Below are 16,712 nucleotides of genomic sequence, written 5' to 3'. Positions count from 1 at the left end.
GTTATATTTGAGAAATATAGTCTAACAGTAATGAATAACCTAATAACAGTGTAAGAAGGGGGAAATAAAACTGTGGATAAAACAATATTAGTAGTAGATGACGAAAAACCAATTGCAGATATATTACAGTTTAATTTAGTAAAAGAAGGATATAAAGTAGTTTGTGCTTATGATGGTGATGAAGCATTAGAAAAGGTGGAAGAAATTAAGCCAGATTTAATGCTTTTAGATATTATGTTACCTAAACGTGATGGAATGGAAGTTTGCCGTGAAGTTCGTAAAAAGTATGACTTACCTATTATCATGTTAACAGCTAAGGATTCGGAAATTGATAAAGTACTAGGACTTGAGCTTGGTGCAGACGATTATGTGACAAAGCCTTTTTCTACAAGGGAATTAATTGCACGTGTAAAGGCAAATATGCGTAGACATCAAACGGTTGCAACTCCTGAGGAAGTTGTAGAAGAAAACAACGACATTGTGATTGGCACTTTAATAATTCAACCTGATGCGTATCTTGTATTAAAACGTGATGAGGCGATTGAATTAACGCATCGCGAATTTGAATTACTTCACTATTTAGCAAAACATATTGGACAAGTGATGACACGTGAACATTTACTTCAAACAGTCTGGGGTTATGATTATTTTGGGGATGTCCGGACAGTCGATGTAACAATACGCCGATTAAGAGAGAAAATAGAGGATAACCCAAGTCATCCAACCTGGATTGTCACTCGCCGTGGTGTAGGATACTATTTAAGAAATCCTGAACAGGAGTAAAGAACATGCTAAGGGTTCGTTTTTTAAAATCAGTACAAGTCAAGATTGTACTGATTTATGTGTTGCTCATAATAATTGCTATGCAAATAATAGGGTTATATTTTGCAAAAGAATTAGAACAAACATTAAAACAAAACTTTGAAACATCTATCACGGATCGGTTGAAGCTTGTTAACTTTAGTGTTAAAGAAGAGCTACTAAAAGAAAGAACAGATAATGATTTAACAGTAGAACAAAGTTTAAAAAGTGTGTTAAATGGATTGTCTTCAGAAGATATTAAAGAGATTAGAGTAATAGACCCACGCTATCGTATTCTAGCGACTTCAGATATAAGCAATCAATCTATTATTGGTCAACGGTCAATGGACCAACTTGTAAGACAATCGATAAGTACACAAACAAGATACCAAAAAATTGCACTTGATGATAAGACCAGAAAGCGCATATGGGTAGTAGCTACTCCAATTATGTCTAATGGCAAAGTCATCGGTACTGTTTATGTAAAATCAAATATTGAACGTATATTTGAACAAATGAACGAGATTAATCAAATTCTAGCGGGTGGTACTGCACTAGCTTTAGCTATTACAATTATCTTAGGGATTTTCATAGCACGTACAATTACGAAGCCAATCTCAGATATGCGTAGACAAGCACAAGCGATGGCAAAAGGAAATTTTTCTCGAAAGGTTAAAGTGTACGGTAATGATGAAATTGGACAACTAGCTATTTCCTTCAATCATCTTACAAACAGACTCCAAGAAGCAACGTCTACTACGGAAGGTGAAAGAAGAAAGTTAGCTTCTGTCTTAACCAATATGACAGATGGTGTGATTGCAACAGATCGTAAAGGCAAAATTATCTTAATTAATAAGCCAGCCCAAAAGTTATTAAATGGTGAACAAGATGAGTTAATGGGTAGACCATTAGTTTCTGTTCTAGGACTAGAAGAAGAACATACATTTGAAGATTTAATTCATATGAAGGATTCCATTAATTTGGACTTTAGTTCACCTGATCGCCCGTATATTTGGCGAGCAAACTTTTCTGTTATTCAGAAGGAAACAGGATTTGTAAATGGTGTAATTACTGTATTACATGATATTACGGAACAAGAAAAGATTGAGATGGAACGACGCGAATTTGTATCAAATGTATCACATGAATTACGAACGCCTCTAACAACAATGCGTAGTTATTTAGAGGCATTAGCTGATGGTGCATGGCAAAACAAAGATATTGCTCCCCAATTTTTAAATGTTACACAAACAGAAACGGAGCGTATGATTCGTCTAGTTAATGATTTACTACAGCTTTCTCGTATGGATAGCAGAGAATATGAAATTAACGCTGACTATGTGGACTTCAATAAATTCTTTAATCGAATTATCGACCGATTTGAAATGTCTAAGTCCAAAAACGTTGAGTTTAAGCGACTACTGCCTTCAGCACCATGCTATGTTGAAATTGACACGGATAAAATCACACAAGTAATTGATAACATTATTTCTAATGCTCTAAAATATTCCCCAGATGGTGGAAATATACGCTTTGGTATGACTGCAAATGATGGTGTAGTCACTGTAATGATTTCAGATGATGGTATGGGTATACCGAAGGAAAATGTAGAGCGGATTTTTGATCGCTTCTATCGTGTTGATAGAGCAAGAGCACGTTCAATGGGCGGCACGGGCTTAGGTCTAGCCATTTCTCGGGAAATGATATTAGCCCATAACGGTAAAATTTGGGCTGAAAGTGAAGAAGGGATTGGTACAACAATCTTCTTTACATTACCTTATGAAGATGATGAGGCAGGTGAATGGGATTGAAATATCTCGAGCAGATCAAATCATTTGTCCTCTTTGTTCTAGTATTACTTAGTATTAGTTTGACTTTTTCCATTTGGACCTATAAACCAAATTATGACCCACTTGAAAAGGCAAACATTAATATTTCAATTGAGAAAAAACTACAGCTTACCGATATCATAGTACCTTATAGAATGGTATTTCATGAAAATGGTGTGTGGCGTGGAACAGATCGCTCTGAGGAAATGAAACCTATCATCAGTCAAATGAAAGATTGGCAAGTAACCAGTCTTGTACACGTAAGTAATAATGCAAATAATTCAAGAATGAACGAATTAATAGAAGGAGATAATTCCTTTACATTATTCTTTCCTGATGATGTTCCATATCCTATTTTCCAGAGTCTATTACCAACAATTGAAAAAAAACCATCTAACATATCTTTTAACGAAATGATTGTGGACTGGTCTCAATTGTCTTCAAATGAAGAGCTAACTGTATTCTTCGCGAATACATCAAAAAGACAACTGTATAAAGCAAAGATACATGTAAAAAGTGAAGCAATTTTTAATAAACAAGTTATCGATCAATCTAATAAGTTAGAGAGATACTTGGCGTTCACACGTGATAAGGGAAGTACGCTTTATTTACCTGCAGAACAACTAAAAATGATGCAGTATACTTATCTTATTTCTACTTCATCAATTGATCGTTTTAAAAATGCCCTATTTGATAATCCAAAGATTGTTAAAAGCAGTGTAGATGATGCAAATATGGAAGAAGTCTATACAGATGGTACATCCATGTTGACTGTAAATAATAATGAAAGAGTATTAGACTTTGTCAATACGACAGCTTCTGATAATCTTGAAACATTAGAAGAATCCAAGTTAGTATTAAATACTTTTGATTTTATCAACGAACACGGTGGTTGGACTGGCGATTTTCGCTTTGATTCTCTGGATTACAATAATAATAGGGTATTATATCAACTATATATGCAAGACTACCCCGTATTTACGGATTCACATGTCACTTCTACACAGATTGTGACAGTATGGGGGGACAATAGTATTGCACGTTATATAAGACCTTACTATAAATTAGTATCGGTACCAGAGAATAATGCTGTTACAATTATGGATGGACAGAGTGTAGTAGATAAGTTGACGGAATCTAAAAAGGTAGATATCAATATGGTTAAAGAGGTTCGACCTGGATACTATTTAACAGAAAGTAATCGTCCAAATGTTTTTGTACTAAAACCAACATGGTTCTATTTGGTAAATGGTAAATGGACAGTTCTATCACCTGCTAATGTAGGAGGTGTCCAAGTTGGATTGGAATAAAACAAAAACGATATTCATTATAGTTTTCTCGATTTTGAATGTTTTTTTATATTGGATGTATGTGAACAAGTACAATGAAGGGAAAAATGTTGAGCTAATTGGTGAAACAGATACCCTTACTCGATTAAAGGATGAGAATATAACTGTTAAAAGTGAACAAATAGAAGGCTTAAATGTATCCTATATTTCGGGGAAGATTAAGAAATTTACACAGGATGAACTATTAGGTCTAACAAATCAGCGAATTCAATTAAATGAGGATGGTACAAAACTTGAAGCAAAGATACTTAATCCTACTCCATTGGCGGAAATTACTGATGAGAGTTTGACAGACTTTGTGACAAAGAATATATATAAAGGTAGTTCCTATATGTTGTGGAAAATTGATCGGAAAAATAATGAAGCAATTTTCTTCCAAAGCACAGAAAATAGTATGATTTACTATAATCAAAATGCTGAGATTAAAATTTATTGGAATGATCATTTGGAGATTACTGGTTATGAGCAAAAAATGTTTGATTCACTAAAAAGTTTTGGAGAAAAGAGCCCACTATATTCAACAAAACAAGCAATCAAGCAAATCCTTGATAAAGGCTATTTATTGCCGAATTCGACCATTACAAAAACACAATTGGGCTACTCAACACTTGTCCCATTAACTGAAATCCAAGTGTTATCGCCTACATGGTATATCCATGTTTCCCTTGACCAAAATGGCGAACACCATGAGACAGATTATTTTGTTAATGCTGTAGATGGTACAATTGTAGATATCGAACAAAATGCAAAAGAAAAGGAATTACAAAAACAGTAAGGGGTCTTTACAGTGCAGTTCAGTGTATTAGCCAGTGGCAGTACGGGCAACTCCATCTATGTAGAGAGTGGAGAGCATTCTTTTATCGTTGATGCAGGATTGACTGGTAAAAAGATGGAGCAGCTTTTTGAAGAAGTTGGCCGTGATATAAAAAAATTAAGTGGTATATTAGTAACACACGAGCATTCAGACCATATTAAAGGTGTGGGTGTACTTGCAAGAAAATATAACATCCCTGTTTTTGCAAATGAAAAGACATGGCAAGCTATGGATGGACTAGTTGGCAATATCCCTATAGAACAAAGGTTTCAATTCGATATGGAGACAGTCAAAACATTTGGCTCTTTAGATATTGAATCATTTGCTGTTTCACACGATGCAGCTGATCCAATGTTTTATTGCTTCCATGAAAATAATCGAAAGCTTGTTGTTATCACAGATACAGGTTATGTAAGTGATCGTATGAAGGGCATTATTAAAGGTGCTGATTCATTCGTTTTTGAAAGTAATCATGATGTAGGCATGCTACAAATGGGACGCTATCCTTGGTCAGTCAAGCGGAGAATCTTAAGCGACCTTGGACATGTTAGTAATGAAGATGCTGCAGTTGCGATGAGTGAAGTAGTTGAACAAAAACCAACACGTATTTATCTTTCCCATTTAAGCAAAGATAATAACATGAAGGATTTAGCAAGAATGAGCGTTTCACAAACCTTACAATCATGTGGCATTATGCCTGGTGAATTCTTAAACTTATTTGATACAGATGCTTCTGAGCCAACTGAGCTAGTAACAGTATAAAAGTGACAATTTCCCCCAAAAAAATTTGGGGGTTTTTTTGTGTGCAAAATGGGGAAGTTAAGATATGTTATAAATTTTGAACTGATTTTAAATTTATTTTCATCTGATTTTAATCTTTTCAGTTTAAAGTAAAAGTACCAAAACAAAAGAATAATCGTAGGAAGGATGAAATCAATGGGCTATTACGATAATGACGAAACTAGAAGTCGTAGAAATGGTGGCAGTAAAGCTGGGTACTTCTTTAGCGGAATTATTGGTGTAATTGTTGGTGCACTACTAGTTTGGCTCTTACTACCATCAATGGTTGGTTATTTACCGGGCAGTACTAGCACAACAGGTGCTACAACTACTGTAAATAAAACAGCCACACCGCAACTTTCCACTGAAATCTCTACAAATGTAACAGATGCAGTAGATAAAACAAAGGATGCAGTTGTTGGAATAACTAATATTCAACAATCATCTATGGATTTATGGGGAAACATTCCATTTAGAGATGGAAGTAATAAAAGCGATAGTAATGCTAATGAAGAAGTTGGAAGCGGTTCAGGTGTAATCTATAAAGAAGAAGGAAATAAAGCATATATAGTGACAAACAACCACGTAGTTGAAGGAGCAAAATCACTAGAAGTGACCTTCTCTGATGGATCTAAAGAGGCTGCAAAATTAGTGGGAACAGATATATGGACAGATTTAGCTGTTGTTTCAATTTCAAATAAGCATGTAAAAACAGTTGCTACCTTTGGTGATTCAGATAAACTAAAACAAGGTGAAACAGTAATTGCTATTGGTAATCCATTAGGGATGGACTTTTATGGATCTGTTACAACAGGTGTCATCTCCGGTAAAGACCGAACAGTGCCAGTAGATTTAAATGGTGATGGTATAGAAGATTGGCAAGCAGAAGTTTTACAAACAGATGCAGCTATTAACCCTGGTAACAGTGGTGGTGCTCTTATAAACCTTGCAGGGCAAGTAATTGGGATCAACTCTATGAAGATTTCTGAATCCACTGTTGAAGGATTAGGGTTCTCTATCCCAATCAACACAGCAATACCTGTTATCGATGAATTACAAGCTACTGGTAAAGTGGAAAGACCATCAATGGGAGTGGCGTTAATTGATTTGACAGACGTACCAGCATACCACCAAAGACAAACTCTAAAATTACCTGCAGAAGTAACATCAGGTATTGTAATCAGTGAAGTCGTTGGTAACTCACCAGCATCAAAAGCAGGATTGAAGAAATATGATGTAATTGTCGAAATGGATGGCGAAAAAATTGATAGCTCGATTGACCTACGCAAAATCCTTTACAATAAAAAGCATGTAGGTGACCAAGTGAAGATTAAAGCATATCGCGGTGGGGAAATAATTGAAAAAACATTAACTTTAGCAGATAGTTCAAAAAATAAATGATGTGGATAACTAAAAAGCAGTAAAGAGTAAAAAAAGCGAGTGTGGAAGAGAAATCCCTACCTTTCCCACTCGCTTTTCTTTTGTTACAATAGGTTGTGGATAACAATTGATGAATTGTGCATAACTCTGTGGAAATCTGAAAGTTCGAAAGGATTGGAAAATTTGAAAGTTTATAGCTGTGAAACCCATATAGGACACGCATTAGATATGTTTGTTGCGATAGAAAAAAAGGTACCAATCATGGAAAAAGTAAAAGAGGAAGAAAAGTTATCCACAAAGTGTAACTACTGTGAAGAGCAGGCGACATATATTGTGGCGAACGAATGAGCGTATACAATATATTGAAAAAGCCTGTGGATATGTGTATAACTTCTGTGGATAAAGTGTTTGTAAACTGAATGTAAAGGTGGATAACCTGTGAGTATTACAATTATAAGCGTTGGGAAATTAAAAGAAAAGTATTTAAAAATGGGGATTGAAGAGTATGTCAAACGGCTTAGCGGTTACACAAAAATCGAACTGATTGAAGTTCCAGATGAAAAAGCACCGGAACAACTAAGTGAAGCAGAAATGGAATTGGTAAAGAAAAAGGAAGGAGAAAGAATCCTCGCTAAAATTTCATCTGACCAATATGTCGTAGCATTAGCAATTAACGGCAAAATGCGAAGCTCCGAAGAACTCTCAAAAGACATCGAGAATCTCCAAACATATGGCCACAGTAAAATTACCTTCGTTATTGGCGGTTCACTTGGCTTACATGATGATGTAATAAGTCGTGCAGATGATCAATTATCATTTGGTAAAATGACTCTACCCCATCAACTGATGAAGCTTGTGTTGGTGGAGCAAATTTATCGTAGTTTTCGGATTATGAAAGGTGAACCGTATCATAAGTAAATGTGAGATAAGTATAATGTTTTGATATTTAACTAAAGGAAAAGGCGTCCACGAAGGGCGTCTTTTATGCTTTCTACTATTATGATATACAGTACGCAAAATGCATAAAACAATTGTCCCTTACCAAAGTCCCATAACTTCAAATCATAAACCGCCAATACCAAACCAAATAACGAGGCAAACAAGAGAAATAATAAAGCCAATTGTCCACCATTTTTCTTGTGTAACATAGCCTGTCCCAAAGATAACTGGAGTAGGTCCGCTACCGTAATTCGTTAAACATCCAAATAGATTACTAAAAAATGCAAGAGCCAATGTTGAAACCATAGGTGGTGCACCAACAGTTACAAGGACGGAAAGAAATGCACCATACATTGCACTTACATGGGCTGTATTACTGGCGAAAAAATAGGAGAATAGAAGTAAATAACTAAAAGTACGTTTAAAGCAATTCCAATTCTTCTCTTTTTAAAGCTTCCCATTGTATCAAGTTTCTTTTTAGCTTCTTCAGTTCATGATTAGAAGGATTTCCTTATCGAGTATATTAAAAAATCTGCCAGCATTCATGGGTCAAGAATTTATCTACATACAACTACAATTTACTTAAATATATAAGTTTACAAAAACAGTTTACTTGTATACAAAATTGTATACTTGTTTACAATAAGTATACAAAACGTCCACGAATTCGTTTACATGTAAACAAACATGTATACATCCTTAAAGTACGGCTTGTATACGCATTTGTTATTAAAGTTTACAAATATATAAACAAACATTACTATTTTACATTTCTGTTAAATAGATTGAATTTTCTATAAATATTATATAATCTATAAATAGTGGGAACTGCATTACTCCTTCTTCTTTTAAAATAATTGAAAAGGAATGATTATATGACTAAATCAAGAATTGCTGCTGTAGATGTGGGAAATGACTCAATTAAGGCATTCTTTGGGGAACTAGATTATGAAGTTAATATTCCTAATATTATGGCAAGGGATACAGAGGATCGACCGGTGATTGGAATAGAAGAATTAAATGCAAAAGAACCTCTTCAAGGAATTCACATCAGGGTTCATTCACCTGCATTGAAAGAGAATAACGCTATCTATCGAGTAGGGAATTTAGCGACGAAGAGTAACAATGCAACGGAATTAGACCCAGGAAGTTCTAAATCAGAGGAAGATCAGACATTGGTAATGCTTTTTACAACATTGGCATTAGATGCAGTAAATGAGGGTAGTTCACACACATTCCCAAAAGCAAATAATGTGATTGATGCAAGTTATACACTTGGTACTGGTCTTCCTCTTCGCGAAGTAAAGGAAGGTAGAGATGCTGGATACCGCTCTAAATTAGTGGGATCTGTCCATCAAGTAGAATTTCTAGTTACACCAAAATATCAAGGCTTAAAAGTAAATATTAAATTTGATGAAGTGAAAATCTATCCGGAAGGGTTTGCTGCTTTTATAAATCTTGTAATGGATAATAGTCTGAAAATCGTTAATAAGGATTTAATTGATAAAAGAATTATTATTCAAGATATCGGGGGATTATCGACTGATATTGCCGTTATTAAGAATCGAAATGTTGATGATGATAAGGCACAAGGATTTAACCTGGGTGTATCTGAATCATTAGAGGCGATTCGAGAGGCAATCAGAACGAAGCATGACGTTGAATTAGACAGCCGTCGTGATGTAGTTGAAATCATTACAAGGAAAAATGACCGGAATCATATTATGGTAAAGGGTAGCCGAACAAGTGTCCATGATATTACAGATCGGATCTTGCTTGAATTAGCTAAAAAACAATATCGATTATTACGTAATGTTTGGCAGAAAAACTCCCAAACAGAAATTTGTTATTTTGTTGGTGGCGGGTCGATCGTATTAAAAGAGTATATTAAAACTTTAAATAATAATTTGGATGGTTATAATATTGAATTCTTTGAAGACGAAAAAGAGAGTATTTGGATGATGGCTAACGCTTATTATAAGCTTATTTCTGAATTCGTTAGAAAAAAGGAAAAACAAAAATCGCCTCAAGAATTAGTGAAGAAATAATGTAGGGTGGTTGTATGAAGTCAAATGAGATTAAGCGAGGACAAGCCATTTCGTTTCGTATTCCTTCTGATACACCGGATTATTTATTAAAGCATTTACAGAAATTAAAGGAATCAGAAAAAAGGAATTTCTCAAGTAAAATTGCTGAATTTGTAATGCAAGGTGTTGGAAAGAATTTATCAATGGAACGAGAGACAGTTACAATTCCGCTACCTTATAAATTAAGTAAATCACAGAGGGATTGGCTAAAGCACGAACACTCTGAAGCAATGTTAGGAAGTATTATTTTTCAATTACTAACTGATCCAATACGGGCCTCTTCCCTGTTTGCTTCACTAAATAGCAATTCTTTAGATATAAATGAAGCATTGTATTTACAAGAAGAAAGGGCAATGGAAAGCCCGGTAATAAATTTGGAAAATGATGAGTATATGGACTCTGTTGAAGAAGAATCTGCAATACAAGAATTAAATAATCTAGATGATGATCTTAATAAGTTTGATTGGAAAGGCGCAATGAAAAGTGAACCTTTTATAGCGGAAGCAGAGCATGATGAAAAAGAGGAAGATCTAGATAGTCTGTTAGGGGATTTTCTTAATAGAATGAATATGTAATCGTAAATATATCAATAAAGATTATTATGTAAACCAATTTCTTAGGTAGATGTCTAATATATAATTTGCGATATATATATAATTAATTAATAACCAATTGCGCTTCCTCACTTTTATGAGGGAGCGCAATTTTTCTCTAAATATTGTGATGATTCTGGTAAAAAATTATACTTTAGATCCACTATAATAAAGCATTGGTCATCACTTTTTGAATTCCCATATTCGCACTTTTCAAGCGACTGTATAATTTTTTCTTTAAATCCAATTACAGGTAAGTTTGCACTCTCCATAAGTAGTGTACACAAATAGTCTGATCCTAGCGGATCTATACCATCCGTATATAGCAGTAGCCTACCTCTGTTTGTATATGAAAGTGTTTGGGTTTTAAACTTAACACCTTCAAAGAGTCCAAGAGGTGGAGTAGTTGAATGTAATTCAAATTGGGCTCCAGTATCATCTTGCCATAAAGCAGATGGATGACCAGCATTAATGTAATCAATTTTTTGTTTATCTGTATCAATCAAAAGAAAAATAGCAGTGCAATAATGTCTTGCATCTTCATTATTATGAAACAATTCATGCAAATGATTATCCAACTCTTTCATAACCTTATCAATTGTAAGTCCCTCCTCCATAATTAGTCTATGGAAAAGAGCGTGAAGAGACATGGTGATTAACGCTGAAGAAATTCCGTGTCCCATTACATCCAGTATTATAATTCCATATCGGTTTGAATCAAGTTGATAAATACCATAAATATCTCCTGATAATTCTTTTGACGCTTTATAAAATGTCTCCATTTCAATATGTTCATTATGAATAGGCTTTGTAAGAGATGTCTGTTGGATTTTTCTAGCAAGTTCTAACTCTCTTTTTGTATCTATTTTGAATTGTAGGTTCTGCTTGTTCAGTTTAACTAATTCTTCTTTTTGAGATTCAAGCGTTTTAAGAGCTTCCTCTAATTCTTCAATAGCATCTCGCTTTGCTATTAAAGCGGATTCAGCCTCTCTTTTTGCAATCAGCAGTTCATTCTCATACTTGCTTCTTTGCCTCATTGGGATAAGAATGCACTCAATAATAGTGTATTCTTCAACATTTTTTTTAGAAGCATTAATAAGTACAGGAATTTCTTCTCCATTACATGCCTTTAGTGAGATATACAGTTCTTCAATATGGTTTTCTAATTTTATAAGTGGAAAAAGATAAAACTGAACAAAAAGGCGAGATGGCGTGGTAAGAATTGAATTGATGTGTTGTCCATTTAAACTAGTATAGCCAAGTAATTCTAATAAGGTTTGATTCATTAAGTTAATAATTCCGTCTTCTGACATGGTCAGAAATCCACATGGTGCATGGTTTAATTGCTCATCCATTTTTATAAAATCTCCTCTTTCGGGATTTTAACCGAATATTTCTTTAAGTACTGATGGATGACGCTTACTAATTCTTCAGGGTGACTCATATGCGGACAATGTCCAATTGCCTCTAATCTTTTATATACACTATTTGGAATATGCTCATGTGTATATTGTGCTACTGTTGCAGGAGCAATAATATCTTCAGAGCATTGCAAAATAAGCGTTGGGTGTGTTACTTTTTCGAGATCATTCCGGTTATCTGCAAAAAAAGTTGCCTTTGCAAAATTACGGGCAATAACAGGGTCCGTTGAGCAAAAGCGGTTCTCTAGTTCTTGCCTAACTTCCGGGCGATTTGGATTATTTGTTACGGTCGATGCAAATACATTCGCCCAACCTATGTAGTTTTTCTCCATCATATCTATTAACCCTAGTAGATCATCCTCTTCAAATCCGCCAAAATAATGAGGTGGTTTGTTGAGATAACAAGGTGAGGGGCCAATCATAATAAGATGTGAGAAGTATTCAGGATGGCTTAAACTTGCGAGCATACCAATCATGCTTGCAACCGAATGGCCGACGAAGATAGAATTTTTTAAATCTAAAGTAGCACAAATATCTAATATATCTTGTGCATAACCTGAAAGTGTACTGTATCTTTTTGGATTGTAGGACTCTATATCAGAATTCCCTGAACCTACATAGTCAAATAAGACTACCTGATAATCATTTTCGAAAGCCTGTGAAACTGAACTCCATACGCTTTGATCGCAACCAAACCCTGGTGCTAAAACGATAGATGTAGTACCTTTGCCAATTACTTTGACATTATTACGAAGCAAGATATTTTGTTCCATACTAAGGATCCTTTCTTATATGATTCTGAATAGTAGTAATCATAACATACTTCCTTTTTATAAAGATAACGTAAGGTTAACTATGATATCAAATACCTATTAAGTAACTTTGAATATAAAATAAATTAGGACATATGATTTTTAAAATAAGTAGGGGAAATTATAAGAACCAGCTTAGAAGTTACTCTGAGCTGGTTCTTAATATATTATCAGGCAGTAGCTTTCTTACCACTTGTTGGCCATAAAATGCCTATAAAAACACCAACTATAGCAGGAAAAATCCAGCCAAGTCCAATATCGTAAAGTGGTAAATAATCTGTGTAGAACTGTTTAATAGAATTAAACAAAGAGAGAGACGCACCTGGTAAGCTATCGACTAACGCACTGTAGCCGTCAAACAGGCTTACACAAAAAGTAAAGAACATTGTGATCAAGTAAACACTTTGCTTATGGCCAAATAAAGGGGAACAAAGGGCTAATATGATTAGTACAATGGCTAATGGATACAGTAACATTAATACTGGTACCGCATATTGAACGATGTTATTTAAACCAAAGTTGGCAATGAAAAATGACATAAGACATAATACAAGAACAAACAATTTATAACTTACTTTTGGAAATAGTTGATTAAAAAATTCACTGCAAGACGTAATAAGTCCAATGCTCGTTTTCAAACAAGCTAATACGATAATTATCCCCAATAAAATGGATCCGAATGAACCGAAGTAATGCTGAGCTACTGCAGCAAAGATCAAACCACCATTATCGTGTGTTCCGATGGCAGATACACTTGATGCCCCCATGTAGGTAATGAGTCCATAAATTAGCATCATTAATACCATAGCAAATATGCCTGATTTCAAAGTGGTTTTGGCGATTTCCTTCGTATTAGTAATGCCTTGTCCCTTAATCGCTTGAATGACAACAATACCAAATGCGAGTGACGCAAGGGCATCCATCGTATTATATCCTTCTTTAAAGCCCGTTATAAAAGCTAAGTTGCTATAGTCACCTGTTGGATTACCAAAATGGCCCATCGGTTTGATAATGGCAATGACAATCAGAATTAATAAAAACACTAAAAATGCAGGGGTTAAATATTTGCCGATATAATCCATGATTTTTGCTGGATTTAAGGAGAAATAATAGACAATCGCAAAAAACACAAAGCTAAAGAGCCCGAGATATAAACTGCTATGTGCTGGATTGATATATGGTTCAAAACCGACCACGAAAGGTACTGTTGCTGTACGTGGAATGGCAAAAAACGGTCCAATGGTTAGGTAGAGTGCTACAGAGAAGATGACCCCAAATAGTGGATGAACTCGACTTGCTAAATGACGTAATCCATTACTTCCGGATAAACCAAATGCTAGAATGCCCATAAATGGAAGTCCGATTGCAGTTATTAAAAAGCCGATTAATGCCGGCCAAAAGTTCGTGCCAGCGAGTTGCCCCATTTGGATTGGAAAAATTAAATTTCCTGCCCCAAAGAACATTCCGAACAGCATCGTACCAATGATGGCATAGGTAGAAAATGATATTTTTTGTTGCATACTTGTGCTCCTTCTAAGGTGAATTTTATCTATTTTAACACTTTTTTAGGAATTAGCTATAGAGAAAAGAGAATATAAGCTACATTTGAGCAAGAGAGAAAGTGAAACCAAACTATTAATAAGCAAATGGTCAGTAATTAAAAAAGTATCAAGGCACAACTAAGTGTCCTTAATACTCTTTTACATTCTTTATAAGGGATAAATTTAATTTCATTAAATATAACGAAAAGAGACTGTAGGCTTCTTGAGAACAAATAATTGCAATGAAGTATGTTTATGGCCCCTTTATGCTGCTTTCTTTTGCTTTTGGTCTAATTGATAACTAAGGAAAGTTAGTAGACTTGCACAGACTGCAACTAACCCACCTACCCATGTTACATTTATTAAATTTACTTGATGGTACACTATTCCACCTAATGCAGAACCAAAAGCGATTCCTACATTGCTAGCCACTGGCATAAGTGAAGCAGCGAGTCCTGTTGCCTTTGGCTGATAAATTTTGGCAAGATCTATCAAATAAAGTTGAGTAGATGTTGTTAAGAGGATGGACATTAAAGACATCAAGCCAATGTTTACAAGTCCTAAAACAAAGTAATTTGTTGTCCAAAATAAACTTATCAGTACAATTGCCTGTAAGAGAAAAACAAACCGAAGCCGACCAATTGCATTGTAACTAGCAATTTTACCAGCGAGGATGTTACTGAAAATCGAGATAAATCCGTACCCAAACAAGATGAAACTAATTGAATGATTTGGTACTTCCATTCCCTTCAAAATAGGGACAAGGAACGTAAAGACCACATAAGTCGCACCAAATCCAAGAGCAGGGATGAAAAAAGCCATCAAAATTCGTGGCTTGGTCAATAAAGAAAGCTGATCCCGTATCGAACTGCGTATTTGGCTAAGTTTATTTGGCAAGACGAAAAAGGATGTTAAAAACGCTAATGCCCCAAGGCAAGTGGTTAACATGAAAGTAGCATTCCAGCCATACCATTCAGCAATGACAGTACCAATTGGCACGCCAACGACATTTGCAAGTGTGAAACCACCGAAAACAAATGAAATAGCAAGTCCGCGCTTTTCAATAGGCATAGTTTCGCTTGCAACAATCATGGCTAGAGAGGTTAATACTCCTGATACAATAGCAATCATCATCCGAAGGACAATGAGCATGATGTAACTCGTCGAAATGGTGCACAAAGCATTTAGGATGATGAAAAATCCTATTAAAAGTAACATCCATCTGCGCTTTTGAAATTGACTTGTAGCTGACATCACTAGTGGTGTGCCGATTGCAAAAGAAATTGCAAACGCAGAAACGAGGGTGCCCGCTTTTGCATTTGTTATATGAAGACTAGAGGAAATATCGGTTAAGATTCCGACAATAATAAATTCGCTTGTCCCTAGAACAAATGTTAATAAAGTAAGAGTTAGAATAAGCAACCAATGTTGCTTAGATAATTTTTGGGGGTGCATAAATACCTCTTTTCTTTGATGGTTGTAATTGTGTCATTGGGTAGATACACAGTCTAAACATCATATCATAAAATATTTTTGCAAGGCTGCTATATTTTATAAAATCACTATTTGAATCTTCTTTATCCATGAATCTATTAATGATACGATTAAAAATATTAAAACATTTGAAGTGAGGGAAGTTCATGTTCCTAGATCGATTGAAGAATCAATTAAGCCAAAATCATTCTTTATTCATTGGAGAGGAAACAGCGTTTCGTTCAGCAGTTTTGATTCCACTTATTCAAGTAAATAATGAGTGGCATATCCTATTTGAGGTACGTTCATTTACTATGAGGAAACAACCAGGGGACATTAGTTTCCCAGGTGGTCGAATTGATCCAACGGATGAATCTCCAATGGCTGCGGCAATGCGTGAAGCCAATGAGGAATTAGGTATCGACCCAAAGGATATCAATGTTGTTGGACAATTAAGTCCGTATATTGCTTCTCCTTCATTTGTTGTCTATCCATTTGTGGCAACAATCAACTACAATCAAAGTATTCATTCATACAACAAAGAGGAAGTTGAAGAAGTATTTACAGTACCAGTTAAATGGCTATTAAATACTGAGCCGTCTATGCATTTAGTATCGTCTGAACCAGTGCCTTCACCAGATTTCCCATTTGATAAAATTATGAATGGCAATCAATATAAATGGAGAACGCGCTCAATAGAAGAATGGTTTTTCGATTATGAGAAGTATACGATTTGGGGATTAACAGCAAGAATTTTAAAACATTTTATAGAAGTCATTAAATAATAGGCTTAATCTATCACCTCCAAAAGTTTGCAAACCTTACGGTGATTATTTTTTGATTTCTGCGAGTAGTCTTTTCAAGAATAATATATGTATTTTGCATGAATCACT

At 34.9% G+C, this 16,712-nt stretch carries 15 protein-coding genes and 1 pseudogene; 11 read left to right on the top strand and 5 right to left on the bottom strand.

Annotated elements, in window-relative coordinates; translation table 11 throughout:
- Nucleotides 1–72: 72 nt before the first annotated feature.
- The 8 genes from yycF (at nt 73) to rlmH (ending at nt 7,871) form a co-directional block, all read left to right on the top strand.
- Complete coding sequence (gene yycF / locus ACWV26_RS19805) at nt 73–783, top strand: response regulator YycF (RefSeq protein WP_455896368.1); 711 nt, start codon at nt 73–75, stop codon at nt 781–783.
- Between the two features lie 5 nt (nt 784–788).
- Nucleotides 789–2,612: a cell wall metabolism sensor histidine kinase WalK gene (gene walK / locus ACWV26_RS19800; protein ID WP_455896367.1), complete on the top strand. Its 1,824-nt coding sequence runs from the start codon at nt 789–791 to the stop codon at nt 2,610–2,612.
- A complete protein-coding gene (locus ACWV26_RS19795) occupies nt 2,603–3,940 on the top strand; it encodes a YycH family regulatory protein (protein WP_455896366.1) in 1,338 nt (445 codons plus the stop codon). The genes walK and ACWV26_RS19795 overlap by 10 nt, the downstream gene beginning before the upstream one ends.
- Nucleotides 3,927–4,754, top strand: a complete 828-nt coding sequence (locus ACWV26_RS19790; protein ID WP_455896365.1) for a two-component system regulatory protein YycI — start codon at nt 3,927–3,929, stop codon at nt 4,752–4,754. The genes ACWV26_RS19795 and ACWV26_RS19790 overlap by 14 nt, the downstream gene beginning before the upstream one ends.
- Before the next feature lie 12 nt (nt 4,755–4,766).
- Nucleotides 4,767–5,555 (top strand): MBL fold metallo-hydrolase, encoded by a 789-nt coding sequence (locus ACWV26_RS19785; protein ID WP_455896364.1) that lies wholly within the window; start codon nt 4,767–4,769, stop codon nt 5,553–5,555.
- Between the two features lie 174 nt (nt 5,556–5,729).
- A complete protein-coding gene (locus ACWV26_RS19780) occupies nt 5,730–6,974 on the top strand; it encodes a S1C family serine protease (protein WP_455896363.1) in 1,245 nt (414 codons plus the stop codon).
- 162 nt (nt 6,975–7,136) lie between these two features.
- Nucleotides 7,137–7,301: a CxxH/CxxC protein gene (locus ACWV26_RS19775; protein ID WP_455896362.1), complete on the top strand. Its 165-nt coding sequence runs from the start codon at nt 7,137–7,139 to the stop codon at nt 7,299–7,301.
- Nucleotides 7,302–7,391: 90 nt separating this feature from the next.
- Complete coding sequence (rlmH, locus tag ACWV26_RS19770) at nt 7,392–7,871, top strand: 23S rRNA (pseudouridine(1915)-N(3))-methyltransferase RlmH (protein ID WP_455896361.1); 480 nt, start codon at nt 7,392–7,394, stop codon at nt 7,869–7,871.
- 144 nt (nt 7,872–8,015) lie between these two features.
- Here rlmH and ACWV26_RS19765 read toward each other — a convergent pair.
- A pseudogene (locus ACWV26_RS19765) lies at nt 8,016–8,323 on the bottom strand (anion permease); the annotation flags it as partial.
- Between the two features lie 444 nt (nt 8,324–8,767).
- Between ACWV26_RS19765 and ACWV26_RS19760 the strand changes: the two are divergent.
- Both ACWV26_RS19760 and ACWV26_RS19755 read left to right on the top strand, forming a co-directional pair.
- Nucleotides 8,768–9,940, top strand: coding sequence for an Alp7A family actin-like protein (locus ACWV26_RS19760; protein WP_455896360.1), 1,173 nt, complete (start codon nt 8,768–8,770; stop codon nt 9,938–9,940).
- Nucleotides 9,941–9,954: 14 nt separating this feature from the next.
- The gene (locus ACWV26_RS19755; RefSeq protein ID WP_455896359.1) at nt 9,955–10,554 is read left to right on the top strand and encodes a hypothetical protein; all 600 of its coding nucleotides are present in this window, start codon (nt 9,955–9,957) and stop codon (nt 10,552–10,554) included.
- Nucleotides 10,555–10,667: 113 nt separating this feature from the next.
- Here the strand turns inward: ACWV26_RS19755 and ACWV26_RS19750 are convergent, their stop codons facing one another.
- The 4 genes from ACWV26_RS19750 to ACWV26_RS19735 form a co-directional block, all read right to left on the bottom strand.
- A complete protein-coding gene (locus tag ACWV26_RS19750) occupies nt 10,668–11,927 on the bottom strand; it encodes a SpoIIE family protein phosphatase (protein WP_455896358.1) in 1,260 nt (419 codons plus the stop codon).
- Between the two features lie 2 nt (nt 11,928–11,929).
- Nucleotides 11,930–12,766 (bottom strand): alpha/beta fold hydrolase, encoded by an 837-nt coding sequence (locus ACWV26_RS19745; protein ID WP_455896357.1) that lies wholly within the window; start codon nt 12,764–12,766, stop codon nt 11,930–11,932.
- Nucleotides 12,767–12,975: 209 nt separating this feature from the next.
- Complete coding sequence (gene brnQ / locus ACWV26_RS19740; RefSeq protein ID WP_455896356.1) at nt 12,976–14,325, bottom strand: branched-chain amino acid transport system II carrier protein; 1,350 nt, start codon at nt 14,323–14,325, stop codon at nt 12,976–12,978.
- A 285-nt stretch (nt 14,326–14,610) separates the two neighbouring features.
- Nucleotides 14,611–15,801 carry an MFS transporter gene (locus tag ACWV26_RS19735; protein ID WP_455896355.1) on the bottom strand — a complete coding sequence of 397 codons (1,191 nt, stop codon included), beginning with the start codon at nt 15,799–15,801 and terminating at the stop codon, nt 14,611–14,613.
- A gap of 185 nt (nt 15,802–15,986) precedes the next feature.
- Here ACWV26_RS19735 and ACWV26_RS19730 point away from each other — a divergent pair, with 185 nt between their 5' ends.
- A complete protein-coding gene (locus ACWV26_RS19730; protein ID WP_455896354.1) occupies nt 15,987–16,604 on the top strand; it encodes an NUDIX hydrolase in 618 nt (205 codons plus the stop codon).
- Nucleotides 16,605–16,712 lie beyond the last annotated feature (108 nt).

Source organism: Rummeliibacillus sp. JY-2-4R, assembly GCF_053847205.1.
Note: the sequence above shows the minus strand (reverse complement) of the source record. Positions and strands in the feature narration are given on the sequence as shown.

Bases quoted from the DNA above. Each gene is read 5' to 3' on its own strand.
- walK (WP_455896367.1), top strand. From the start codon at position 789: ATGCTAAGGGTTCGTTTTTTAAAATCAGTACAAGTCAAGATTGTACTG.
- ACWV26_RS19795 (WP_455896366.1), top strand. From the start codon at position 2,603: ATGGGATTGAAATATCTCGAGCAGATCAAATCATTTGTCCTCTTTGTT.
- ACWV26_RS19780 (WP_455896363.1), top strand. From the start codon at position 5,730: ATGGGCTATTACGATAATGACGAAACTAGAAGTCGTAGAAATGGTGGC.
- ACWV26_RS19760 (WP_455896360.1), top strand. From the start codon at position 8,768: ATGACTAAATCAAGAATTGCTGCTGTAGATGTGGGAAATGACTCAATT.
- ACWV26_RS19755 (WP_455896359.1), top strand. From the start codon at position 9,955: ATGAAGTCAAATGAGATTAAGCGAGGACAAGCCATTTCGTTTCGTATT.
- ACWV26_RS19750 (WP_455896358.1), bottom strand. From the start codon at position 11,927: ATGGATGAGCAATTAAACCATGCACCATGTGGATTTCTGACCATGTCA.
- ACWV26_RS19745 (WP_455896357.1), bottom strand. From the start codon at position 12,766: ATGGAACAAAATATCTTGCTTCGTAATAATGTCAAAGTAATTGGCAAA.
- brnQ (WP_455896356.1), bottom strand. From the start codon at position 14,325: ATGCAACAAAAAATATCATTTTCTACCTATGCCATCATTGGTACGATG.
- ACWV26_RS19735 (WP_455896355.1), bottom strand. From the start codon at position 15,801: ATGCACCCCCAAAAATTATCTAAGCAACATTGGTTGCTTATTCTAACT.
- ACWV26_RS19730 (WP_455896354.1), top strand. From the start codon at position 15,987: ATGTTCCTAGATCGATTGAAGAATCAATTAAGCCAAAATCATTCTTTA.